Here is a 23,262-nt window from a genome sequence, read left to right as displayed (position 1 = left end):
AGCAGCTCCACCGGCTTCACCAGCCGCTTTGATCGCAGGTGTCGTTGTGGCCCGGGTGGTTCGTATTGTCGGGTGCTGTTGTGGGTGTAGCCGCCTGCGGGCGGCCCTGTACCTGCTGTCTTTGTTTGTCTTTCCGCCGGCCGATCGTAGCTCGTTCCCGGTGCGCCCGTGCCGGGCTTTCGCGGCATATCCTCACTCGCTATCGCTCCCTCCGGTATTCCACGGTCCCGGCACTCCGGCCCCTCCCACTCGCAATCGATCTCTCCGCCGGAAGGCAAACAAAAACGATCGACAGGGGAGTGAATGACCATGCGGGTATTCGTCATCGACACCAGGAACATGGGCCCGGAACTGCAGGGCGGACTGATCGGGGTGGTCGGGTCGGTGTTCCCGACCGCGGAGGAAAAGAAGGAGTGCGTGGAGACGGTCAGCCGCTACGCGGGGGATGGGTGGGCGATCGCCGCTGACCCGCGCACGCTAATCGGCCGACTAGCGGCGTTGACCGCCGAAACGGCTGCGGTGCCGTTTCTTGCGTTGGACCGGGTCGCTGCGCAATGGGGATCCGTAATTGGTGGGCAGCCGGCGTCTGTAGACCGGGCGCTGTCCTGAGCCTGTAGCCGGTGGCCACAGGGTGGGTCCCGCCCTCAGTGGCGGGACCTACTGGGTGGCGGTCAGTCGTTCTTGCCGTGTCCCCGGTCGCTTCTGACGCGATTGGTTCATCCAGGTGGTTCCGGTCACGATCTGCTCAACATCGCTGAGGCTGTATCCCCACGCAACGAGCTGCGAGAGGTAGGCGGTGGGGTGGTACCAACTTTCTTTGCTGGTGACGGATTCGCAGACGCCGGGCACGACCGCTAGAGCGACATGCTGCTCTTTGGATGGAGCTTGTTCGATGAGCGTGACGAGCTTGTCCGCCTCGAAATAGCTGCTCCGTTCAAGTCGGAGCAGCTGGTGGGCGAGCTCGTTGCCGTCGCGGGTGGCGGAGCTGAGTGCTTGCCGGTCCCTCAGCGATGACACCGGCAGTGTCCTTCGGAAGAGAGCTGCGGGAAAAGCAGCGTAGCGAGCCATTCGCAGCGCACGGCTTCTGCGGGTGCCAACGCCTTGTTATTGGCGATGAGGGTGCGGCGTTCCGCTTTCTGCTCGTCGGTCATCGGCCGGGACTTGGTTTGGCTGCCGCCGTAGCTGTGAGAGCCGGCCGCCTTGGCGTCGAAGTAGCTGACGTTCGCGTCACCGTCCGCGTAGACGCGGACGTGTGCGGCGCGCCCGTCGATGCTCTCGACGTCCTCCACGGTGACGCGTTGGTCATCGGCGGTAAGGAGTTCGCTGATCCGTGTGTATTCGGAGTCGTAGTGGCCGGGATCGGTGTCAAGGATGGTGTACCCCCGACCGGCCAGCTCGGCTTCGGCGTCGGCCTTGATGGCGGCGCGGGCTTTGTCGTCGCGAGCCCGCTGGGCCGCGTGCGCGAACTGTGTCGGGTCGGTGGTCGCCACCTGAATGAGGTCAGCGCGGACGTCGTCGTCACCATCAAATTCGATCAGCATCGCCGCCTGATCCAGAGTCAGCTGGTGCTCCTTGCTGGCGGACGCAGCCACCTGGTTGTCGACGATGGCGAGGGCGGTCTTGACCTCCTTCTGCTTGGTGCCGGTGCGCCGGACGATCGCGGTGACGGAGAGTCCTTTGAGCGAGAGCTGCTGGAACGCGGCCGCCCGGTCGCTGTCGGTGAGGGCTTCCCGTTGGTCGTTCTCGACCATCTGCGCACCGGCCGTCGCCTCGATTAGGCGACGTTCCTGACGACGGCGAACGGCCTCAGCCGATCACTGGCCTGGATCCGGCGCCGTGCTGACGGTGGAGTCTGGTCGCGAATGAGGGGCGAGTTCCTATGGCTCGAACCTCAGACGCGCGTTGATCGCCGGCGGGGTCGACGTGTGACGTCCGGCCGCCGAAGCGGCCGGCTCCCGCGGGCCGGGGCAAGTCGGATGGGATCGACGCTATCGCTGCACCTCGGACCGCTCTACCGTCAGAAGTCGAGCGGCTGACGACGCCGCGATCGGATGGGTCTGCGCGCAGCGCTGCGCGTGCTGCTGGTTCCCCACAGGTGATGGATGGCCGGCCAACGGCGGAGCGAAACGCGCTGACGGCTCTGTTGCGCAGCTTTGACCTCGGCGTCGACGTCCGCAGGCCGCTCACTGACACCCAGGTGAAGGAGGTTGCCGGGTGGCGTCAACGCGCGAACGACGACGCCGCAATCGCCACGATCGGGCAGGAAGCCCGCCCGCTCGCAGTCTCGGTCCAAGCGCTCACCGCGCAGCTGGCGAGAGAACCAGGCGGCGGTGGCCTCTCACGTTCAGGAGCACGCGCCGAGGTTGTAGCAACTGCTCGGCGGCGGCGTCGCCGTCACACCGGCGCGATCCTGGTCTCCGCCTACTCGCACCAAGGCCGAGTGCGCAGCGAGGCCGCCTTCGCCGCTCTGGCTGGGGCGTCGCCGTTGGAGGCTTCGAGTGGGAACACGACCAGGCACCGGCTGAACCGGTACGGCGACCGTCACCTGTCCGTGAGTAGCAGGATGGTTCCGACGGCGACCGCCTCGGCACCAGCATTCAACAGGTCCGGCACGCTCTCGGGGCCATCGACTCCTCCCGCCGCGATCACGGGCACAGAGGCGGAGGCCACCAGGCCTATATGAGCCTGGGCGTGGACACCGCTTCGGGTCTCCGCGACGCACGTTGGCCAGAGGCGGCCACGCATGAGAGGCCCCAGACTACCCACGGTGAGACGGAGACAGTCGCGGCAGAGTCCTGCGGTCGCCCACCTTCATGCAACCGCCACGCATGATCGCATGTCTGTCTATTCGTAACGGAGCGATGTCACAGGATCGGCTGTCGCGGCCCGTACAGCGGGCAGCGTTCCGGAGACGAACGCGATGGCCATCACCAGGAGGATGGTGCCGACGATAGAGACCGGGTCGAATGTAATGAGGGTCAGGCCCGGGAGATTCGAGAACAGTCCGTTCGAGAGGGCTCCGCTGATCGCGGCCCCGACGAGCATCGCGATCCCCGCTCCGAGGGCACTGCCCAGGAAGCCGATGAAGGTCGCCTCGAGGCTGAAGAGCGAGAATACCCTCGCCGAGCCCATGCCCATGGCCTTCATGAGTCCTATCTCGCGGGTCCGCTCCTGGACCGACATGTAGAGGGTGTTCACGATTCCGAACGCCGCCGCGAGCAGCGCGATGATGGCGAAGGCGTTGAGGACCAGAACGATCGCGTCGATGACGCTGGTGATGGTGCCGAGTTGATCTGCGACGGTGCGGCCGGTGAACCCGGCTTTGGCGAGTCGATCCTTGATCGCCTGGATGTCGTCGCTCGTTGCCGAGGAGTCGAACCTCGCACTGGCGCTGGCATAGCGGTCGGCCTGCTCGGCGCTGAGCCCGGTGCTCTGTGCATCGAACAGTGCGTCGCTGAGGACGCTGTTGATCAGCAGGCTGGCACCGGTCGGGCTCGCGAGGGCGTCCTTGGTGACACCGACGATAGTGGCCTCGATCGTGTGCTTCGCCCGGTCGGCGTCGGTGATCCCGAACGTCAGGGTGCTCCCGATCGCGTCCGAGGCGCTGCCGAACCCGAGGGGGTCGACGTACGCGGAGGGGATAGCTACTTGCGGGGTGCTCGCAGTCGAGTCGGGCGCTGCCCCTGCGCCGAGGACGGTGGTCTGGCCGGGGATGAGGCTCGCGACTCCCGCGACGTACCTGGTCCCACCAGAGGCCTGGACGTAATCGGGATTGATTGTTCGCACGGGCTGGACGGCGACCACTCCTTGGATTCCGCCGATGGTCTCGATGTCGTGCGGAGTGAGCGCGGTGACGGTCGAGCCCGGAATCCCGCTGGAGACCGCATCCGGATTGTATTCGCGTGGGGCGCCGTTGGCGGACGGGGCAGCGGGAGCGGTTCCGTCGTTCCCATCCGCCTTGGTGACTGTCATCGAATCGGCGGCGCCGACGCCGGAAACGGTGTTTGCGATGTAGTCGTTGATACCGGTGCCGAGCCCGTTGGTGAGCGTGAGGGTGAAGGCGCCGACGAAGATCGCGAGGATCGTGAGTATCGTGCGAGTCTTCGAGCGGAAGGTGTTTGCGACGGCCGATCGGATGAGGTCGGTGGTCTTCATGCTGCAGCCTCCACATTCGTGCTGCCGTCGACGATCAACCCGTCGCGGATGACGATGCGGCGATCGCAGCGCGCGGCGAGGTCCTCGTCGTGCGTGACGACGATGAGGGTGATTCCGTGCTCGCGATTGAGGGAGAAGAGAATGTCCTCGACGACGGCGCCGGTGACGGTGTCGAGGTTGCCGGTGGGCTCGTCGGCGAAGATGATTCGCGGATTGTTCACCAGTGCGCGTGCGATCACCGCACGTTGTTTCTGCCCGCCCGAGAGGTTCAGCGCCTTGTTCTTGGCCTTGTCCGCGAGGTCGAGTTGCTCGAGAGCGGCCATCCCACGGCGCTTACGTTCGCGGCCGCTGACGCCGGCGATCTTCAGCGGGAGCACGACGTTCTCGAGGACGCTTTCGTTGCCGGTGAGGAAGAACTGCTGGAACACGAAGCCGAAGGTCGTGTTGCGGATGCGGTTCAGCCGCGCGCCCCGGAGACCGGCGGTGTCCGCGCCTTCGAGGGCGATGCGCCCGGAATCGGGTCCGTCCAGCAGCGCGAGCACGTGCATCAGCGTGGACTTGCCGGATCCGCTCTTGCCCACGATCGCGATGGATTCGCCTTCACGGATGTCGAAGCTCACGCCTTTCAGCGCTTCGAAGCGGCTTTGTCCGCGGCCGTAGGACTTGTGCACGTCCTCGACCTGCAGGATGGGGGTCGGCATGGGGGGCTCCGTTCTTTCGTGGTGCGTCGAGCGTCCCAATCCCCCCGGGTGCGCGCGTCCCCCGATCGCGGACGCCGCTGTACTGCGTTCGCGGTAAATTGCGCTCCAGCGTCGTAGGAGTGAGGGGATTCGCCCGTCCTCCCCTCACACTGAGGGAGTGACGCACGTGACCGACGTACCGGAGATCCCGGCGCAACCTCATCCGAAGGTTCCACGGTGGGTGCCGGAGGCGGTCATCACCGTGATCCTCGTCGTCGCCGCTTTCCTTCCCTCGCCGATCCCCGAGTTCCGCCCGACCGGTCCGGTGTCGACCGTGCTCGTGCTGTTGCCGATCGCGATCTTGCCGTGGCGACGGCGGTGGCCGCTGGTCGTCCTGATCGTGCTTTTGGGCGTGTTCGGGGCAGCCGCGGCAACGGGCACGTTGTCGCCGGGAGTGGGGATCGCGGTGGGAGTGGCGATGTTCCAGGTGTCGTTGCATGGTCCGCGCCCGCGAGCACTGATCATCGGTGGATGCGCGGTGGTCGCGATCATGCTGCTGACCCTTCTCGTGTCGGTCGGAACGGTTCTGGATCCGCGGGTGGTCCAGTTCGGGCTGATCGTGGCGTTCGCGACGGCCGCCGGAGATGGCGCGCGCTCGCAGCGCGCCTACATCGCGGCGATCACGGAGCGTGCCGAACGCGCAATGCAGACGCGGGAGACCGAGGCGCGTCGGCGGGTCAGCGAGGAGCGCCTGAGGATTGCGCGCGACCTGCACGACGCGGTGGCTCACCAGATCGCGGTGATCAGCCTCAATGCCGGGGCCGCCTCCTCGGCGATCGGGACGCACCCGGAGAAGGCCGAGGACTCCCTCGCCACCATCCGGTCCGCCGCACGCACCGTGCTCGGTGAGATCGGGGATCTGATGGCGATGCTCCGCACCGAGGACAACGGTGAGACGACGCCATCTCCTCAATCGGGGCTCGGGCGGCTCGACGAACTCGTGGACCAGTTTGCCGCCTCCGGATTGGATGTGAACACCCGGATCGAAGGAGATCTCCACCGGGTCTCCGGTGCGGTGGACCTGGTCGCGTACCGTGTCATCCAAGAGGCGCTCACCAATGCGCACAAACACGGCGCTGAATCCCGGGCTCACGTCCTCATCCGAGTCGAGACGGACGACGTCGTCGTCACGATCGCCAACCCGATGGACACGAGCGCACCGGCCGCCCGCAGAGACGGACATTCCGGGCTCGGCCTCATCGGATTGCGGGAGCGCGTCGCGTCGGTCCGTGGGACCGTGACGGCCGGTCCGGCGGCGGCAGGGTGGAAGCTCGTGGCCCGGATACCACTCGAGTCGGAAGGGTCGGTATGACCACCGTTCTGATTGTCGACGACCAAGCCTTGATCCGGCAGGCGGTATCCGACATCCTCTCGGGTCACGACGATATCGACGTGGTCGGGCACGCCCAGGACGGGCGTGAAGCGGTCAAGCTGGTGGTTGAGTTGCGACCGGACGTGGTCGTGATGGACATCCGGATGCCGGTGCTGGACGGAATCGGCGCGACAGCGGAGATCTGCAACGATCCGGAGTCGACGAACACGAAGGTCCTCATCCTCACCACGTTCGAGGAAGACGAGTACCTCGTCGCGGCGCTGCGCGCCGGTGCAAGCGGATTCATCGGCAAAGGCGCAGAACCGGACGAGATCGTCCGCGCAGTCCGGGCCGTGCACGACGGCGATGCGCTGCTGTCCCCTGTCGCGACACGGGCACTCATCGATCGGTTCGTCGCGTCACCGGCGCAACGGGGGCCGTCTCATCCAGCACCGGAGCTGGCGCACCTGACGCAACGCGAGCGAGAAGTCCTGCTCATGGTCGCTCAGGGCTCCTCCAACCAGGAGATCGCCGAAATGCTGTTCATCTCTCCGCATACCGCGAAGACGCACGTCAACCGGATCATGATGAAAGTCAGCGCGCATGATCGTGCCCAATTGGTGATCCTCGCCTACGAATCCGGCCTCCTCACTCCAGGGAGCTGATCGCGCGGCGCCTGCCGTCGTACTGCGCTGGCGGTATGCGAAGTTGCCGCGTTCGCGGGACGCCCCGCCGCACGCCCGACGGGAGCATGGATGGGTGACTGAACCGACTGCTCCCGCCCCCGCCCGAGAGGCATCACTCGACCCCAGCGTGCGGGCAGGCAAACGCCGAATCCTGCTCGTCTTCGCAGGGCTCCTGGTCGCGATGCTTCTGGCGTCGCTGGATCAGACCATCTTCTCCACCGCGTTGCCGACGATCGTCGGTGAACTCGACGGCGTCAACCACATGCTCTGGGTCACCACCGGCTATTTGGTCGCCTCGACGATCATGATGCCGATCTACGGCAAGCTGGGCGACATCATCGGTCGCAAGGGGCTGTTCATCGGCGCCCTGAGCATCTTCCTGATCGGGTCCATCATCGGCGGCGCCGCGCAGGACATGACGTGGTTGATCGTGGGCCGAACCGTGCAGGGTCTGGGCGGCGGCGGTCTCATGATTTTGGCCCAGGCGATCATCGCCGATGTCGTTCCCGTTCGGGAACGCTCGAAGTATATGGGCGTGATGGGCGCCGTGTTCGGTATCGCCTCCGTCGCCGGCCCGCTCCTCGGCGGCTGGTTCACCGAGAGCATTGGCTGGCGGTGGGCATTCTGGATCAACATTCCGCTGAGCCTGCTGGCCATCGTCTTCGCCATGGTGTTCCTGAAGCTTCCCCGACACACGGCTCGGATCAGGTTCGATGTCTGGGGAACTCTCACGATGGCGATCGCGGTCACCTCGATCATCCTCATCGCCTCGTGGGGCGGCACCGAATACGACTGGGATTCGCCCACGATCCTCTGCCTCATCGTAATCGCAGTGGTCTTCTCCGCCCTGTTCGTGCTCGCGGAATACAAGGCAGTGGAGCCCATCATCCCGCTGCAGCTGTTCCGGTCCCGCAACTTCGTCATCGCCACAGCAGCGGGCCTGTTCATCGGTGTCGCGATGTTCGGCGCGATCGCCTACCTGCCGACCTACCTTCAGATGGTCACCGGCGTCAACGCCACGGCTTCCGGTCTGATGCTGCTTCCGATGATCGTCGGTCTCATGTCCACCGCGCTCACGACGGGGTTCCTCGCCTCGAAGACCGGCCGATACAAATGGATGCCGATCGCGAGCATGATCGTCATCGGCATCGCGCTGTGGCTGTTGTCGACCCTGACCGTGGACACGCCGCTGTGGGTTCTGCTCGCGTACCTGTTCGTCCTCGGCGCGGGCATCGGGCTTGCGATGCAGATCCTCATCCTCATCGTGCAGAACGCGTTCCCCGACTCCCAGGTCGGCACCGCTACTGCGTCGAACAACTTCTTCCGCGAGATCGGCGCCTCCCTCGGTGGCGCTGTGGTCGGCGCGCTCTTCACGACGCGCCTCACCGACCTGCTGACGACGCGGCTGCCCAGCGGAGCCGGTGCCCCCGACTCGAACTCGCTGACACCGGCCGCCGTCAACGACCTGCCGTCACGGTTGCACGACATCATCGTCGGCGCCTACAACGACGCCCTCACCCCGGTGTTCGCGCTCCTCATCCCCATGGTCGTCGCCGGACTCCTTCTGGTCGTGTTCATCAAGGAGACGCCGCTGCGCAGCTCGCTCGAAACGCAACCCGGACGTGAATCAGTGCTCGACGACTAGGTGCACGGACCTGGTGCCGGCGCGAGACGCTACCGCAGATCCGCCACCGATTCGCGGCTGACGAAGCGCGTGGGCAGCGAGGGGGAGTGCTCCTCGTCGCCCTCGTCGATCTCGATGAGGAGCCGGTGGGCTGCGGCTTCGCCCAGTTCCCGCAGGGGACTCTTGATGGTGCTGAGGGCGGGGGTCGGCAGGTCGGCACCGAAGATATCGTCGAACCCGACGATGCTGAGCTGGGCCGGGACTTCGACCTCCTGCTTGCGCGCCGCTCGCAGCAGGCCGAGCGCCAGGAGGTCGTTGTAGGCGAAGACCGCGGTCACGTCGGCCGCGAGGACGCGGGGCAAAGACTCCGCACCGCCCTCGCGAGTCGGAGCCGCCGAGGCGATCTCCACGATCGACATGCCGCGCTCGACGGCGTAGGTGAACAGCGTGCGCCACCGGACGCCGTTCATCCAGGATGCGTCCGGTCCTGAAAGGTACGCGATCCGACGGTGGCCGAACTGGTGCAGTTGATCGAGGGCGGCGCTGATTCCCGGACGGGGATCGGGGACCACCGCGGTCACCCCCTCCACGAGCCGGTTGGCGACGATGAGCGGCTTGACGGAGGCGAGCTCGGCGATCTGCTCGTCCGTGAGGCGCGAGGCGACCAGGAACAGCCCGTCGACCGAGGTCTGCAGGCGCTGCGCCGTCGCGAGTTCGAGTTCCGGCGACTCCTGGGACTCGGCGAACACCAGCGTCAGGCCGTTGGCCGTTGCGACCCGCTCGGCACCGCGGACGACGTCGAAGTAGACCGGGTTGGTGATGTCGGACACGAGAAGAGCGAGCGTGCCGGTCTTGCCGGTCGGCAGCGCCCGTGCCATCGGATTGATGCGGTAGCCGAGCTGCTCCGCGGCATCGCGGATACGACGCTCGGTGGCCTCCTTGAGGCGGCCGGGCTTGTTCAGTGCACGCGAGACGGTCGACGGGCTCACGCCGGTGAGCTTGGCGACATCGTAGATGGTCGCTGGCGGCTTCCGGGCGGTCGTGCGGACAGGCGCCGCTGCGTCTGATTCGCTCACGGGGCTCCCTCTGCACTGCGTCGTCGATGGTCGGCAAACGGTTGGCACAGTCTATCCGACGAGGGGATGCGATCGGCGAGGCGTTGCCGACGAGTCGCCAGGCGATGGCGGGCGAAGAGTCGAGGAAAGCCATTCGGCAATCGGTTGACAAAATCCCATACCCACGGTGGAATAGTGCCATGCACCAGCCGCGACGCCGCGATCCCGACCGCCTCCTGCCCGCGGAACCTCGCACCCGCGGGATCGCACGCGATCTGTACCGGCGGGTCGCGGACGCCCCGATCGTGTCACCGCACGGTCATGTCCCCGTCGAATGGCTGGCAGAGGACCAGCGATTCCGTGAGCCCGCCGACCTGCTGATCACCCACGACCACTACGTGACCCGCTTGCTGCACGCCGGAGGAATCGATCTCGGGCGGCTCGGTGTCGGGCAGGCCGCCGACCCGCGGTCGGTGTGGCGTCTGCTCGCCGAGAACTGGCACCTCTTCGCAGGCACGGCCTCCGGTTACTGGCTCGAGGAGGCGCTCGCCTCAGTGCTGGAGATCGAGGAGGAGCTCAGCCCGGCGACGGCGGATCCGATCTACGACCGGATCGCCGCCCGGATCGCTGAACCGGACTTCACGCCGCGTGCGCTGTTCGAGCGGTTCGGCATCGAGGTGCTTGCGACGACGGACGACCCGCTCGATGATCTGGACCACCACGACGCGCTGCGGGAATCCGGGTTCCGCGTCGTCCCGACCTTCCGGCCGGACCGCTACCTCGACCCCGACGCCCGCGGGTTCCGCGACAACGTCGACCGCCTCCTTGCCGTCACAGGTCAGCCGGCCACGTTCGCCGGCTATCTGGCAGCGCTGGAGGAGCGTCGACGCCACTTCGTCGACCACGGTGCGGTCTCCGCCGACCACGGCGTCGAGGAGCCTGTCACTCTCGACCTGCCGCACGACGACGCTCAGCAGCTGTTCGCTGCGGTCACCGCAGGAACGGCGGACGACCCTGGCAAGCGCGCCTTCCGCGCTCACATGCTGTTCCAGATGGCGAGGATGAGCGTGGACGACGGGCTCGTCATGACCGTGCACGCCGGCGTCCTGCGCAATCACCACACGGCCACGTTCGACGCGTACGGTCCGGACACCGGTCATGACATCCCGGTGCGCACCGATTTCGTGCGCGGCCTGCGACCGCTCCTGGAGCGGTTCGGGAACGCGGACGGCTTCCACCTGGTGCTCTTCGCCGTCGACGAGACCGTGTACTCCCGCGAGCTCGCCCCGCTGGCAGGCTTCTACCGGAGCGTGTACATCGGGGCACCGTGGTGGTTCCTCGATGCGCCGGAGGCGATCGGCCGGTTCCGCTCGGCGGTGACGGAGACCACAGGGTTCTTCCGCGGGTCCGGCTTCATCGACGACACCCGCGCCTTCCTGTCGATCCCCACCCGTCACGACACGGCACGACGTGCGGACGCCGCCTTCCTCGCGCGCTGGGTGGCCGAGGGGAGGCTCGCACTCGGCACCGCCGAGCGGATCGCCGACGAACTCGTCGGACCGCTGCCGAGAAGGGTGTTCAAGCTGTGACCGCCGCATCCACCGCCCCGCTTCTCACGCACGACGCGCTCCCGCATCCCGATCGCGTCCCGCCGGTGCGCATCGTGCACCTGGGGCTCGGTGCCTTCCACCGCTCGCACCAGGCCTGGTACACCGCGCACGCCGCGGACTCCGACCAGTGGGGGATCGCCGCGTTCACCGGGCGCACGCCGGACGCGGCCGAGGCGCTCGCCGCGCAGGGATGCGTCTACACCCTGATCGAGCGCGGGCCCGAGGAGGACCGCTTCGAGCTCATCGGCAGCATCGTGCAGGCGACGGCCGGCGGTGACCTCGCCGGTTTCGTCGCCACGCTCGCCGGCCCGGAAATCGCGGTCGTCACGCTCACCGTGACGGAAGCCGGTTACCGGGTGGATGCGGCGGGCGAGCTGGACGTGACCGATCCTGACGTCTCCTCCGACATCCGGCTCCTGCGACGTCTGCTCCGTCGGCGAGAGGCTGCCCCGCCGGCCCGGGACGAGGTGCCGACCACGGTGCTCGGCCGTCTGCTGCTCGGGCTGAACGAGCGCAGGCTCTCGGGCGCCCCGCCCATCGCGATCGTCCCGTGCGACAACCTGCCCGACAACGGCCCCCTGGTCCGGCGCGCGCTGGACCGGCTGGCGAGGGAGGTCGACCCTGCGCTGGCCGATTGGCTTCCGCGAGGCGCGAGCTTCGTATCCACCTCGGTGGACCGCATCACGCCGCGACTCGAGCAGGAGGACCGGGAGCTCGTGGCCGTCGCGACGGGCTGGTTCGACGAGACGCCCGTCGTGACGGAGCCGTTCGCCGACTGGGTGCTGGCGGGTGAGTTCCCGTCCGGACGACCGCAGTGGGAGACCGCGGGCGCCCGGTTCGTCGACGACATCACCCCGTGGGAAGCGCGGAAGCTGTGGATGCTCAACGGAGCCCACACGCTGCTCGCATCCTCCGGGCGGTCGCGCGGGCACGCCACCGTCGCCGAGGCGTTCGCGGATCCTGTGTGCCGTGAGCAGGTCGACGAGCTGTGGGTGGAAGCTGCCAGGAATCTCCCCACGGTCGAGACCGCCGAATATCGGCTCGCCCTGGCAGAGCGGTTCGCGAACCCGCGGATCGTCCACCGGCTCGCTCAGATCGCCGAGGGGTCGCGGACGAAAATGCGGCTCCGCATCGTCCCGATCGCGCTGGCCGAGCGGAAGGCGGGCCGTTCCGCTGTCGGCTGCGCGACTGCGGTCGCCGCGTGGATACGTCAGGAGGCCGCAGACGACGATCCACGAGCGGCGCTCCGGGAGCTCGCACCCGAGCTCGCGGACGACGAGGAATTCGCGACGACGGTTCAGACCATCCTGTCGGCCATGATGGCCGGCTCCGCACCCGAGAAAGCAGGAACACTCCGATGACCACCTTCCCCGACGGCTTCCTCTGGGGCGCCTCGACGGCGCCGCACCAGATCGAGGGCAACAACCTCAACAGCGACTTCTGGGTCAATGAGGGCCGCGTCCCCGGTATGGAGCGCAGCGGCGACGCCTGCGACAGCTACCACCGCTACCGCGAGGACATGCAGCTGCTCGCCGACGCCGGACTGAACTCGTACCGGTTCGGCATCGAGTGGGCGCGCATCGAGCCGGAGCCCGGCCTCATCTCGCGGGCCGAGCTGGCGCACTACCGCCGGATGATCGATACCGCGAACGAGCTCGGCCTCACCCCCTTCGTCACGCTGCATCACTTCACCAACCCGAGGTGGTTCGCCGAACAGGGCGGCTGGACCGCACCCGGCGCGATCGACCGGTTCCGCTCATACGTCGAGGCGGCGACGACAATCCTGGACGGCGTCGAGTGGGTGGCGACCATGAACGAGCCCAACATGCTCGCGATGATGACCGGCATGGCGGTCTTCATGCAGCAGGCGCAGGAGAAAGGCGAGGGATGGCAGAGCCCGACCGTCGACACGGACGGGCCGCGCCCCGCTCTGCCGGCACCGAGTCCCGAGATCGGCAGGATCTTCGTGGAAGCGCACCACGCCGTTCGCGACATCGTGCGCGAGCGCACCGGTGCGAAGGTCGGCTGGACGGTCGCCAACCGTGCGTTCGAGACCCGGCCCGGCGGCGAGGAGAAGCGGCGCGAGCTCGAGTACATCTGGGAGGACCTCTACCTGGAGGGCTCGCGAGGCGATGACTTCGTCGGAGTCCAGTCGTACTCGGCGCAATGGGTGAACGCCGACGGGATCGAACCCCACCCGCAGCGCCCGGACAACACCCTCGTCGGCACGGCGTACCGGCCGGACGCCCTCGGGATCGCCGTCCGGCACACCGCCGAGGTCACGGGCGGCGTGCCGATCGTCGTCACGGAGAACGGCATCGCGACCAGCGACGACTCCCGTCGCATCGCCTACACCGACGAAGCGCTGCACCACCTCGGTCTCGCGATCGCCGACGGGGTGGATGTGCGGGGTTACCTCCACTGGTCTCTGCTGGACAACTACGAGTGGGGTCACTGGGAGCCGACCTTCGGGCTCATCGCCGTGGACCGCGAGACCTTCGCGCGCACTCCGAAACCAAGCCTGGCATGGCTGGGCGAGGTCGCCCTCCGCAACGGGCGGGCGGCGGCCGCGGCGTAGCGCGCGCTCATCCCGACGGAGAAGGACGGGGCCCGGCAGCCATGCTGCCGGGCCCCGTCGCTGTCGCGCGTGCGGTGATCAGATGTTGCTGCTCACCGAGAACCGGCCCGCGCGAACGGGCACGGTCGTGCCGTCGGAGAGGACGACCGTCCCGGTCGTCGCCGGTGGCACCGTTCCCTTGACGATGAGCTGCCCGTCCTCGATGCGCCACGACGCCTCGATCGTCCCCTGAGGGGTCGTGTACGAGCCTTCGGCCCAGGTCACGCCGCCGCCGATCACCGGGCGCAGCACGAACGCCTCCCAGGCGGCCGACCCAGGCGCCTGATCGAGTCCGAGAAGGTGCGTGTGCAGGAAGCGGATCACCGCGCCTTTGGAGTAGTGGTTGAGCGACTCGTGGGCGACGCCGTTCTCGTCCACGCCGTCCCAGTCCTCCCAGATCGTCGTCGCTCCCCGGTCGAGCATGCCCAGCCAGGACGGCGACGTCCGCCGGAACAGGAGCTCGTACGCCACGTCGGCGTGACCGGTCTCGGCAAGAACAGGCAACAGATCGGCGGTGGAGAGGAACCCCGTGCCGAGGTGCGTGTCGGCCGCGCGGATGAGCTCCACGAGCCGCTCCGCCGCCGACGCACGCAGATCGTCGGGGATGAGTCCGAAGCTGAGTGCCCGCACGTAGGCAGCCTGGGTGTCCGTGATCGTCCGTCCGACGGGGCGGAGGAACTCCGTCCTCCACGCTGCGAGCACGTTGGCGGCCAGCGCTTCGTAGCGCTCGGCGTCGCCCTCGCGACCGAGCACACGGGCGATCCGCGCGAGCTCGGACGACGAGCGATAGAAGAACGCGGTGCCGATCTCGCCTTTGTCCTCCATGAACCACGCCATCGGATTGGCCTTGAGCGGGTCGATGAGGTCGCCCTCCGGGGTGCGGAGCTTCGGCTCGCACCACTCGCCCCAATGGAACGAGCCATCCCAGAGGAACTGCTCGTGGGGCAGCGGCTCGGCGGAACGCTCCACGCGGGAGGGGTGCCGCCGGGTACGGGCGGTCTCGGCGACCCACTCCACCCAGCGGGTCATCGCCTCCCAGTTCGCCGCGAGCTCGTCCCGGTCGCCGTAGGCCTCGTAGAGCACCCAGGGGACGTGGACGATGGCGTCGCCCCATCCGGCGGACCCGGTCATCTGCGCGACCTGGAGTTCGGGATGATGCTTGACCTGACGGCCGTCGGGCGAGAAGTTCGCGATTCGTCCGTCGTCGAGCTGATCGTCGCGGACCGACTGCAGCCATTTCCTGGTGAACCCGTGCACGTCGAACAACCGGACGGCCGTGGATGCGAACACCTGGTAGTCGCCCGTCCAGCCGATCCGTTCGCGCTGAGGGCAGTCGGTCGGGATGTCGACGGCGTTCCCGAGGAAGCTCCACGCGGCGACGTCGTGCAGGCGGTTGAGATCGTCGTCGCTGCAGCGGAAGGAGCCCGTCACCGCCAGGTCGGTGTTCACGACCTGCATCCGGACCGATTCGGGCGACAGGGGAACATCGCCCCGGGTGATCCGGGCGTACTGGAAGCCGTGGATGGTGTGCCGGGGCTCGAACACGGAACCATCCACGCCGGCGGAGACGACTTCGTCCCGCTGGTCGAGGACGACCAGGCCGTCGCCCTCGCGCTCCGAGTCGAGGTGCGACATGTCGAGATCCCCGCCCGGGTCGAGGTGCTCGCCGTGCTCGATCACCGTCCGGCTGCCGTGCGGGCCGAGATCCGTCAGACGGGTCCAGCCCGAGGCGTTCTGACCGAAGTCCGCGATCCACTGGCCGGACGGCAGCTGCGTGAGGGAGACGGGAGCGCGCTCCGCGACGCGACGGACCGGTGGGGCGGGCGACCACGACACCGGTGGTCCCGCAACCCCTCCGACTCGGACACCGCCGAGATGTGTCGGCTCGATGGTCAGGTCGGTGGCCTGCCCGTCCATGAGCCCGGCGCGCACCACGGTGGATGACCAGCTGGTCCAGCTGTCGTCGGTGCGGAGGATGTCCGTGCTCCCGTCCTCGAAGCGCAGATGCAGTTCGGCCCGAGCCGCGACCTGTTTACCTCCCCAGGCTGCCGGCGCATGGAACGCACCGACCTGGCCGAGCCACCAGCCGTCGGTGACCAACAGGTGCACGGTGTTCGTGCCATCACGAAGAAGCGCGGTGACATCGGATGCCTGCGCATACACCGTCCGGTCGTAGGAGGTGGAGCCCGGGGAGAGCTCCGCGGTGCCGACTCGTTCTCCGTTGATGAATGCTTCATAGACACCGAGCGCGGTCGCATAGAGGCGTGCGCGGACGACCGTGCGATCGAGAGAGAAGTCCCGGCGGAACTCGTGCCCCGGGCGCTTGCCGTACGGGTGCTCCTCACCGACAACCTCGGCGGGGGAGATCCACTCGGCAGCCCAGTCCTCGTTCAGGAGCCCCGCCTCGAAGGTGTGCTCCTCGCTCCAGCCCGACCAGGCGGAGCGCACCCGCCAGCGCACCTGCTCGCCGCTGCGCAGGGGGCGCCAGGGCCAGCCGTTGAGCCGGTGTCCACCGACGGTGGTCGGTTCCTGTGGCACGCCGTCGATCGTGGCGGCGAGCTCGTACGCGCCCGCGTCGTCGGCCGGCAGCCATGAGAGTCGAGGACGCGGGCCGGAAACCGGAAACTGGTCCCCTCCCGCATCGATCCGTAGTCCGGTGGGAGCCGTCTCGGTCATCGGCGTCATCGCCTCCAATATGCGTCAATCGCGGGGTTGCATTTCCCATTATGGCAATCGCTTGCCGAAACTCCAAAAACCTGCTGTACTAGATCCACTGTCCCCGCAGTGCCGCGTAGGAGAAGCATGCTCAGCACCCGAACCACCCCCACCCGCGATGTCGTCGGCCTCGACGGCCTCTGGCGTTTCGCGCTTGACACAACGGTCGGCCCCGAGCCGTGGACGGCCCGCCTCGACACTGCGCTGGAGGCTCCCGTCCCGGCGAGCTACAACGATCTCTTTGTCGACTCGACCATCCGCGACCACGTCGGTGTCGTCTGGTACCAGCGCGACGCCCGCGTGCCGCGCGGTTGGAACGGCGAGCGGATCGTGCTGCGGTTCGGCTCCGTGACCCACGCGGCGAAGGTGTACGTGAACGAGCGCCTGGTGGCCGAGCACGTCGGCGGCTACACGCCCTTCGAGGCGGACCTCACCGACATTGTGCAGGCCGGGGAGGGGTTCCGCCTCACCGTCGCCGTGGACAACCGCCTCACCAACGTGACGATCCCGCCGGGATCGGTGACCACCGGGGCGGATGGGCGCGAGCGGCAGTCCTACTTCCACGACTTCTACAACTACGCGGGCATTGCGCGTTCCGTGAAGCTCTCCAGCACACCGCTCTCCTACGTCGACGACATCACGGTGATCACCGACCGCGACGGTATGGCGGGTATCGTGGACTACAGCGTGCGCACGGGCGGTGCGGACGACACGATTCGGGTGCGCGTCCGTGTTCTCGACGAGGACGGTGCCGAGGTCGCGGTGGGCGACGGCGCATCCGGGGCAGTCCGCATCGACGACGTGCACCTCTGGAAACCCGGCGCGGCCTACCTCTACGACCTGGTGGTCGAGTTGGTGCGCGACGGGGAGCTGGTCGACAGCTACACGCTGCCGTTCGGCGTCCGCACCGTCGAGGTGCGCGGTACGGAGTTCCTCATCAACGGGGAGCCGTTCTACTTCACCGGCTTCGGCAAGCACGAGGACACACCGGTGCGCGGCAAAGGCCATGACGACGCCTACCTCGTCCACGACTTCCAGCTCCTCGAGTGGACGGGGGCGAACAGTTTCCGCACCAGCCACTATCCGTACGCGGAAGAGGTCCTCGACTTCGCCGACCGCCACGGGATGGTCGTCGTCGACGAGACCGCCGCCGTCGGCCTCAACCTCGGCGTCCAGGGCGGCCTCACCGGCATCCCGCCGACACCCACGTTCGCCGAGGAGAACTTCGGCGGCGAGACGAAGAACGTCCACGCGCAGCACCTGCGCGAGCTCATCGAGCGCGACAAGAATCACCCGAGCGTCGTCATGTGGAGCATCGCCAACGAGCCGGCCTCGAACGAAGAGGGTTCTCGCGAATACTTCGAGCCCCTGGTGAACCTCGCTCGCGAACTTGACCCCACGCGTCCCCTCACGTACGCCGCAGTCATGTTCGCGACGCCGGCGAACGACAAGATCGGCGACATCTTCGACGTGCTGTCGATCAATCGGTACTACGGCTGGTACGTCTTCACCGGCGACCTGGTGACCGCGGAGTCGGTTCTCGAGCAGGAGCTGCGCGGCTGGGTGCAGCGCTTCGGAAAGCCGATCATGATGTCGGAGTACGGTGCTGACACCCTGCCCGGGCTCCACTCGGTGTGGGACATGCCCTGGACCGAGGAGTACCAGACCGACCTGCTCGCGACCTACCACCGCGTTTTCGACCGCATCCCCGAATTCGTGGGCGAGCACATCTGGAACTTCGCCGACTTCATGACGGGTCCCGGCATCCATCGGGTGGACGGCAATAAGAAGGGCGTCTTCACCCGCGATCGCAAGCCGAAGGGCGCCGCGTTCTCGCTCCAGAGCAGGTGGCGCGGCCTCGACGGCCGCAAGCCCGGCAGCGCCTCCTGATCCGCTCCAGCCACGAATTCGAGGAACACTCCATGCGCATCGACAAAGCAGAGGTCATCGTCACCAGTCCCGACCGGAACTTCGTGACGCTGAAGCTCACCACGGACGACGGGCTGACGGGCCTCGGCGACGCGACCCTCAACGGCCGAGAGCAGGCGGTCGTCGCTTACCTCGCCGAGCACGTCGTCCCGTTGCTGATCGGCCGGGATGCGTCCCGGATCGAGGACACCTGGCAGTTCCTGTACCGCAGCTCCTACTGGCGGCGCGGTCCAGTGACCATGGCCTCCATCGCGGCGGTGGACATGGCCCTCTGGGACATCAAGGGCAAGGCGGCGGGGATGCCGGTGTACCAGCTTCTCGGCGGCGCCTCCCGCACCGGCCTGCTGGCGTACGGCCACGCGTCCGGCCGCGACCTGCCTGAGCTGTTCGACAGCGTCCGCGAGCACCAGGAGAAGGGGTACCGGGCGATCCGCATCCAGTCGGCCGTGCCGGGCCTCAAGTCCATCTACGGGATCGCGTCCAACGCCACCTACGAGGCCAACCAGGGGGTCCGATACGACCACGAGCCCGCTCAGCGCGGCGGTCTGCCCAACGAAGAGGACTGGGACACCCGCTCCTATCTCCGGCACATGCCGACGGTGTTCGAGGCGGTCCGCAGCGAGTTCGGGCCCGAACTGCCGCTGCTCCACGACGGCCACCACCGGATGACCCCAATCCAGGCCGCCCAGCTCGGCAAGTCGCTGGAACCCTACGACCTGTTCTGGCTCGAGGACTGCACGCCCGCCGAGAACCAGGAGACGCTGCGGCTCGTCCGCCAGCACACCACGACGCCGCTCGCGATCGGCGAGATCTTCAACACCGTCTGGGACTACCAGCAGATCATCCGCGAACAGCTGATCGACTACGTCCGTAGCGCGGTCACCCACACCGGCGGGATCACGCACCTCAAAAAGGTGCTCGACTACGCGTCGCAGTACCAGATCAAGTCCGGCATGCACGGCCCGACCGACATTTCGCCGGTCGGCATGGCCGCCGCGATGCACCTCGGGCTCGCCATCCACAACTTCGGCATCCAGGAGTACATGCAGCACGGCGCGAAGACCGATGCCGTGTTCCAGCAGTCCTACACCTGGCAGGACGGGTTCCTGCATCCCGGCGACCAGCCGGGTCTCGGGGTGGAGCTCGATGTCGACGAGGCAGGAAAGTACCCCTATATCCGCGCCTACCTGCCCTACAACCGGCTCGCCGACGGCACCGTCCACGACTGGTAGCAGTTCCCCCTCTGTCCCCCTTGACGAAGGAGTCAAACCCGATGCGCAAATTCAGCAACCTCGACACCAAATCCTCACGCGCCGTGAGGGTAGAGGCGACGACGGTCCTTCCCACGACAGCCGGCCCGGCAGCCGGCCCGCAGAACCAGGACGTGAACGGGCCGGACCTCGTCGCCCCGCCGCTAACGCGTGTCAGCGCAGGCTTCCTGTTCTGGATCACAGTGGCGAACTTCGGCGCGAGCCTGGCGCTGATGGTGCCGCTCACGTACTCGCTGGCCGTCCGCGTCACCCAGCTGGCTCCCGGCCACGAGGAGGTGCTCGGCTACGTCACCGGCACCGCGCAGCTGATCTACCTGGTCCTCAGCCCGCTGCTCGGCGTGTGGAGTGACCGGCTGCGGTCGCCGTTCGGCCGACGTACCCCGTTCATCGTTGTCGGCTCGCTGGTCGGCCTGGTGGCGGTCGCGTTCATCGCCATCGCTCCCAACATCTTCCTCGTCGGTGTCGGCTGGGTGGTCGGTCTGCTCGGCTGGGCGACGGCCGGACAGGGCATCCAGACGCTGCTCGCCGATCGCGTGCCCGAGGAGCAGCGCGGACGCGCGTCCGCGCTCACCGGCGTCACGACGCAGATCGCACCGGTGTTCGGTATCGGCATCGCCTACGCCGTGGTGTCCTCGACCCTCATGATCTTCGTGCTCCCTGCCGTCATCGGTCTGGTGCTGATCCTGGCCTTCGTGTTCATCAAGCGCGAGGGAAGCTCGCGCGCCATCGTCCGCAACGATGCCATCGGTGTGAAGACCCTCTTTGGCTCCTACGTCTTCAACCCGCGCAAGTACCCGGACTTCGGATGGAACTGGCTTGGCCGCTTCATCTTCTTCATGGGTCTGTACTTCAACACCACCTTCGGCACGTTCTTCTACGCACAGCGCCTGCACATCCCTGTCATCCAGGTCGCCGGCGTGGTTGCGGCGATCGGCATTATCGGAGTGGTCGCTGCGGCCGGCGGCGCCCTCCTGGGCGGCTTCCTCTCCGACAAGCTGGGCCGCCGCAAGCTGTTCACGATGATCGGTTCCCTGCTCTTCGTCGTCGGTGCGTGCGTCGAGGCGTTCGCCCACTCGCTGGCTCCGTTGATCATCGGTTCCGTGATCATGCAGCTCGCGATCGCCGCGTTCAGCGTCGTCGACCAGGCCATCGTGTTCGCCGTCCTGCCCAGCAGGGCGGAGGCCGGCCGCTATCTCGCGGTCGTGGCGTTCGCGCAGAAGATCCCGAGCGCGATCGCGCCGCTCATCGCGCCGCTGATCATCACGATCGGGGCCGTCGGAGCCGACAAGAACTACACAGCGCTCTACCTGATCGGGGCCGTGTTCGCACTGATCGGCGGTCTCATCATCTTCACCAAGGTGAAGAGTGTCCGCTGAGATGACGAGCGACGTGCAGCCGCCCGCCGTCGTGGTGATGGGAGTCTCCGGGTCGGGCAAGACCACTGTCGGGCGGCAGCTCGCCGAGCGCCTGGGCGTCGCGTTCGTCGACGCCGACGATCTCCACCCCGAGTCGAACCGTCAGAAGATGGCGGGCGGGACACCGCTCACGGACCACGATCGATGGCCGTGGCTGGATGCGGTCGCGCGGACGGTGAGCGCCTGCCTCGGCTCCGGTCGGGGGATCGTCGTCGCCTGCTCGGCGCTGCGCCGGAGTTACCGGGATGCGCTCCGCGCCGGCGCGGGAGCGGACGTCGTCTTCGCGCACCTGACGGGTTCGGCCGACCTCCTGCACGCCCGCATGGCGGCCCGCCCCGGGCACTTCATGCCTCCGGCGCTGCTCCGATCGCAGCTGGAGACACTCGAGCCGCTGGAACTCGATGAGGCCGGGATGGCGTTCCCCGTCGTCGAGGACCCCGCGTCCATCGCGTCCGGTATAGAGGACTGGCTGGCGTCCCGGGAAAGGATCGTCGCATGACCACCACTGCATCGTCCGCTCCCGATCCGCTGGCGCGCGAGAGGGTGGACGGCTCGCTGGGCCGCATCCAGATCTCGAACGTGCCGCTGCCCGACCATGTTCGCTCTCCCTCCGCCACCTACCTGCCGTCGGGGAAGGTGTTCGTGCTCTATCGCACGGACGAGCACGACGCGGCGGAGGACTGGTATCACGCCGCCGTGGTCGAGGACGACGGTTCCGGATTCACCGACGTCTTCTCCGGCCGCATCCCGCAGAAGCCCACCGCGAACGGCGTCCGGCACATGCCGTTCGCGGACAACCGGCGGGTGCTACTCGGCGACTACGTGCTCGAAACGAGCCCCGACCTCGACACGGCGACCGCAGCAACGCTCGTCGACGTGGAGTACCCCTGGGGGCTCGCCTCCGATCCGCTGACCTCCCACCATTGGTCGGAGATCATCGTGTCGCAGGACGAAGAGCACATCGCCTGGACCATCCTGCGCACGGACCTCAGTGCCGTCGTGGCGCTCGGGAGGCTGCAGCGCGAGCCGGATCGGTACACCATCCAGGACCCGGCGATCATCAGTAGTCCGACCGTGCTGACGCCGGACCCGGAGCGCGACGGCTACTTCACCACTCGGTCTCTCCTCGGCGGCGAGGTGAAGCAGTTCGTGCGCGGGGGAGCAGCCATCGCCTCCGTGGGCGACGGCGGGGCAGCTCTGACGGACTCGGTGATCCAGGACCTTCGGACCGAGACGGTCGAAGCGATCACCCGAACGCCCGGATACGACGAGACGACGGTCCTGTCGCCCGATGAGCGACTGGGGATCACCATGTCCGCTCGCGCGTCGGCCACGACGGACCCGATCTTCCTCGGGCTGCTGCCGCGACCGCACGGCCAGTTGGCGACACTGGAGCTCTCCTGGGTGATCTACCTCTACGTGGTCGACGGCGTGCGGAGGTTCCGTCCTGGCAACATCGGGCCGGTCCTGGTCGACCTCGAACGCTCGAGGAGTGAGCGGGACTATGCGGGTGTCCCGCTGAACAGCGCGGACTCGTCCTGGGTCTATGTCTCGCCCATGTCGTGGCATCCGGGCGGCCGGAAGACGATGTGGATGGAGATGCTGCGAGGAACCTTCGGCGGCAACGGGCCCACGTTGCGTATCCGGACGGCGGAACTCCTGGACCACACGCCGGACGAGCCCGTCGGGACCGTGCCGACTCCTTCCGCTCCGTATGGCATCAACGGCCAGGCCGCACGCGATCTCCTAGCGCGTCCCGCGCCAGTCGTCCCTTCCGGGCGGATCGCGGGAGCGGCGTCCGGCTACCTGGAGTTCGAGCGGACATCGGACGGGCGGGGGAGCTTCGCCGCGTCAGTCCGGTATGTCGACTACAGCGACGACGGGCGGAATGTGTACAGCGGATTCGAGCGGTCCAGCGGATCCCTCGCGAACGGCGCGGTCTACGAGGCGAACATCGACCTTGCCGGAGAGCCGGACGGGGAGATGCGGCTCCGCGCCACCTGGTCCGGGGTGCGAGACGGTACGCGACTCCTCTTCGGCACCGGTGAGGACGGAACGCCGCTCTCCTACGGATTCGCCCGGTACGGCGACGCCACGGCGCGCGTGGAGGACCTCGTGGAGTAAGGCGATCGT

The 23,262-nt window shown here is 67.6% G+C and carries 19 protein-coding genes and 1 pseudogene; 13 read left to right on the top strand and 7 right to left on the bottom strand.

Annotated features, from left to right (window positions below; all coding sequences use genetic code 11):
• The first annotated feature begins 303 nt into the window (after positions 1-303).
• Complete coding sequence (locus BLW09_RS15630) at positions 304-609, top strand: hypothetical protein (protein ID WP_089914771.1); 306 nt, start codon at positions 304-306, stop codon at positions 607-609.
• Positions 610-657: 48 nt separating this feature from the next.
• Here BLW09_RS15630 and BLW09_RS15625 read toward each other — a convergent pair whose 3' ends face one another.
• A complete protein-coding gene (locus BLW09_RS15625) occupies positions 658-1,017 on the bottom strand; it encodes a hypothetical protein (RefSeq protein ID WP_089914769.1) in 360 nt (119 codons plus the stop codon).
• Complete coding sequence (locus tag BLW09_RS15620) at positions 1,005-1,751, bottom strand: hypothetical protein (protein WP_089914761.1); 747 nt, start codon at positions 1,749-1,751, stop codon at positions 1,005-1,007. The genes BLW09_RS15625 and BLW09_RS15620 overlap by 13 nt, the downstream gene beginning before the upstream one ends.
• 347 nt (positions 1,752-2,098) lie before the next feature.
• Between BLW09_RS15620 and BLW09_RS19350 the strand changes: the two are divergent.
• Positions 2,099-2,488: pseudogene (locus BLW09_RS19350) on the top strand (IS110 family transposase); the annotation flags it as partial.
• Between the two features lie 53 nt (positions 2,489-2,541).
• Here the strand turns inward: BLW09_RS19350 and BLW09_RS18960 are convergent.
• The 3 genes from BLW09_RS18960 to BLW09_RS15605 all read right to left on the bottom strand — a co-directional run bounded on the left by BLW09_RS18960 (position 2,542) and on the right by BLW09_RS15605 (position 4,856).
• On the bottom strand, positions 2,542-2,745 hold the full coding sequence (locus BLW09_RS18960) for a nitronate monooxygenase (protein ID WP_157696963.1): 204 nt from the start codon (positions 2,743-2,745) through the stop codon (positions 2,542-2,544).
• Positions 2,746-2,844: 99 nt separating this feature from the next.
• On the bottom strand, positions 2,845-4,155 hold the full coding sequence (locus tag BLW09_RS15610; RefSeq protein WP_089914754.1) for an ABC transporter permease: 1,311 nt from the start codon (positions 4,153-4,155) through the stop codon (positions 2,845-2,847).
• Complete coding sequence (locus BLW09_RS15605) at positions 4,152-4,856, bottom strand: ABC transporter ATP-binding protein (protein ID WP_089914751.1); 705 nt, start codon at positions 4,854-4,856, stop codon at positions 4,152-4,154. The genes BLW09_RS15610 and BLW09_RS15605 overlap by 4 nt, the downstream gene beginning before the upstream one ends.
• 166 nt (positions 4,857-5,022) lie before the next feature.
• On the opposite strand from BLW09_RS15605, the gene BLW09_RS15600 reads away from it, so the two are divergent.
• The 3 genes from BLW09_RS15600 (at position 5,023) to BLW09_RS15590 (ending at position 8,538) form a co-directional block, all read left to right on the top strand.
• Positions 5,023-6,207: a sensor histidine kinase gene (locus BLW09_RS15600; RefSeq protein ID WP_157696962.1), complete on the top strand. Its 1,185-nt coding sequence runs from the start codon at positions 5,023-5,025 to the stop codon at positions 6,205-6,207.
• Positions 6,204-6,872: a response regulator transcription factor gene (locus BLW09_RS15595; RefSeq protein ID WP_089914745.1), complete on the top strand. Its 669-nt coding sequence runs from the start codon at positions 6,204-6,206 to the stop codon at positions 6,870-6,872. Before BLW09_RS15600 ends, BLW09_RS15595 begins: the two co-directional genes overlap by 4 nt.
• A gap of 94 nt (positions 6,873-6,966) precedes the next feature.
• Positions 6,967-8,538, top strand: coding sequence for an MDR family MFS transporter (locus BLW09_RS15590; protein ID WP_231946897.1), 1,572 nt, complete (start codon positions 6,967-6,969; stop codon positions 8,536-8,538).
• Positions 8,539-8,567: 29 nt separating this feature from the next.
• On the opposite strand, the gene BLW09_RS15585 is transcribed toward BLW09_RS15590, so the two are convergent.
• The gene (locus BLW09_RS15585; RefSeq protein WP_172824228.1) at positions 8,568-9,593 is read right to left on the bottom strand and encodes a LacI family DNA-binding transcriptional regulator; all 1,026 of its coding nucleotides are present in this window, start codon (positions 9,591-9,593) and stop codon (positions 8,568-8,570) included.
• A 179-nt stretch (positions 9,594-9,772) separates the two neighbouring features.
• Here BLW09_RS15585 and uxaC point away from each other — a divergent pair, with 179 nt between their 5' ends.
• The 3 genes from uxaC to BLW09_RS15570 are packed head-to-tail and all read left to right on the top strand — an operon-like array spanning position 9,773 to position 13,760.
• Positions 9,773-11,161 carry a glucuronate isomerase gene (gene uxaC / locus BLW09_RS15580; RefSeq protein ID WP_089914738.1) on the top strand — a complete coding sequence of 463 codons (1,389 nt, stop codon included), beginning with the start codon at positions 9,773-9,775 and terminating at the stop codon, positions 11,159-11,161.
• Positions 11,158-12,543, top strand: a complete 1,386-nt coding sequence (locus BLW09_RS15575; RefSeq protein ID WP_089914735.1) for a mannitol dehydrogenase family protein — start codon at positions 11,158-11,160, stop codon at positions 12,541-12,543. The genes uxaC and BLW09_RS15575 overlap by 4 nt, the downstream gene beginning before the upstream one ends.
• Entirely contained in the window at positions 12,540-13,760 is a 1,221-nt protein-coding gene (locus tag BLW09_RS15570; protein ID WP_089914732.1) for a glycoside hydrolase family 1 protein, read from the top strand. Before BLW09_RS15575 ends, BLW09_RS15570 begins: the two co-directional genes overlap by 4 nt.
• A gap of 78 nt (positions 13,761-13,838) precedes the next feature.
• Here BLW09_RS15570 and BLW09_RS15565 read toward each other — a convergent pair whose 3' ends face one another.
• Complete coding sequence (locus BLW09_RS15565; RefSeq protein WP_442911294.1) at positions 13,839-16,475, bottom strand: family 78 glycoside hydrolase catalytic domain; 2,637 nt, start codon at positions 16,473-16,475, stop codon at positions 13,839-13,841.
• A gap of 126 nt (positions 16,476-16,601) precedes the next feature.
• Here BLW09_RS15565 and uidA point away from each other — a divergent pair, with 126 nt between their 5' ends.
• Genes uidA through BLW09_RS15540 form a run of 5 tightly spaced genes read left to right on the top strand, consistent with a single transcriptional unit; the run spans position 16,602 to position 23,253 of the window.
• Complete coding sequence (gene uidA / locus BLW09_RS15560; protein ID WP_089914725.1) at positions 16,602-18,404, top strand: beta-glucuronidase; 1,803 nt, start codon at positions 16,602-16,604, stop codon at positions 18,402-18,404.
• Between the two features lie 32 nt (positions 18,405-18,436).
• The gene (gene manD, locus BLW09_RS15555; RefSeq protein WP_089914720.1) at positions 18,437-19,675 is read left to right on the top strand and encodes a D-mannonate dehydratase ManD; all 1,239 of its coding nucleotides are present in this window, start codon (positions 18,437-18,439) and stop codon (positions 19,673-19,675) included.
• 41 nt (positions 19,676-19,716) lie between these two features.
• Positions 19,717-21,090: an MFS transporter gene (locus BLW09_RS15550; protein WP_089914716.1), complete on the top strand. Its 1,374-nt coding sequence runs from the start codon at positions 19,717-19,719 to the stop codon at positions 21,088-21,090.
• Position 21,091: 1 nt separating this feature from the next.
• Complete coding sequence (locus tag BLW09_RS15545; protein ID WP_089914713.1) at positions 21,092-21,628, top strand: gluconokinase; 537 nt, start codon at positions 21,092-21,094, stop codon at positions 21,626-21,628.
• Complete coding sequence (locus BLW09_RS15540) at positions 21,625-23,253, top strand: hypothetical protein (protein WP_089914709.1); 1,629 nt, start codon at positions 21,625-21,627, stop codon at positions 23,251-23,253. Before BLW09_RS15545 ends, BLW09_RS15540 begins: the two co-directional genes overlap by 4 nt.
• Positions 23,254-23,262: the final 9 nt, after the last annotated feature.

Source organism: Leifsonia sp. 21MFCrub1.1, assembly GCF_900107895.1.
GTDB lineage: Bacteria > Actinomycetota > Actinomycetes > Actinomycetales > Microbacteriaceae > Leifsonia > Leifsonia soli.
The sequence above is the reverse complement of the archived record's forward strand: the minus strand, read 5'-3'. Positions and strand labels throughout refer to the sequence as shown.

Bases quoted from the DNA above. Each gene is read 5' to 3' on its own strand.
- BLW09_RS15540 (WP_089914709.1), top strand. From the start codon at position 21,625: ATGACCACCACTGCATCGTCCGCTCCCGATCCGCTGGCGCGCGAGAGG.
- BLW09_RS15610 (WP_089914754.1), bottom strand. From the start codon at position 4,155: ATGAAGACCACCGACCTCATCCGATCGGCCGTCGCAAACACCTTCCGC.
- BLW09_RS15630 (WP_089914771.1), top strand. From the start codon at position 304: ATGACCATGCGGGTATTCGTCATCGACACCAGGAACATGGGCCCGGAA.
- BLW09_RS18960 (WP_157696963.1), bottom strand. From the start codon at position 2,745: ATGCGTGGCCGCCTCTGGCCAACGTGCGTCGCGGAGACCCGAAGCGGT.
- BLW09_RS15620 (WP_089914761.1), bottom strand. From the start codon at position 1,751: ATGGTCGAGAACGACCAACGGGAAGCCCTCACCGACAGCGACCGGGCG.
- BLW09_RS15565 (WP_442911294.1), bottom strand. From the start codon at position 16,475: ATGACCGAGACGGCTCCCACCGGACTACGGATCGATGCGGGAGGGGAC.
- BLW09_RS15545 (WP_089914713.1), top strand. From the start codon at position 21,092: ATGACGAGCGACGTGCAGCCGCCCGCCGTCGTGGTGATGGGAGTCTCC.
- BLW09_RS15595 (WP_089914745.1), top strand. From the start codon at position 6,204: ATGACCACCGTTCTGATTGTCGACGACCAAGCCTTGATCCGGCAGGCG.
- BLW09_RS15570 (WP_089914732.1), top strand. From the start codon at position 12,540: ATGACCACCTTCCCCGACGGCTTCCTCTGGGGCGCCTCGACGGCGCCG.
- uidA (WP_089914725.1), top strand. From the start codon at position 16,602: ATGCTCAGCACCCGAACCACCCCCACCCGCGATGTCGTCGGCCTCGAC.
- uxaC (WP_089914738.1), top strand. From the start codon at position 9,773: ATGCACCAGCCGCGACGCCGCGATCCCGACCGCCTCCTGCCCGCGGAA.
- manD (WP_089914720.1), top strand. From the start codon at position 18,437: ATGCGCATCGACAAAGCAGAGGTCATCGTCACCAGTCCCGACCGGAAC.
- BLW09_RS15550 (WP_089914716.1), top strand. From the start codon at position 19,717: ATGCGCAAATTCAGCAACCTCGACACCAAATCCTCACGCGCCGTGAGG.
- BLW09_RS15605 (WP_089914751.1), bottom strand. From the start codon at position 4,856: ATGCCGACCCCCATCCTGCAGGTCGAGGACGTGCACAAGTCCTACGGC.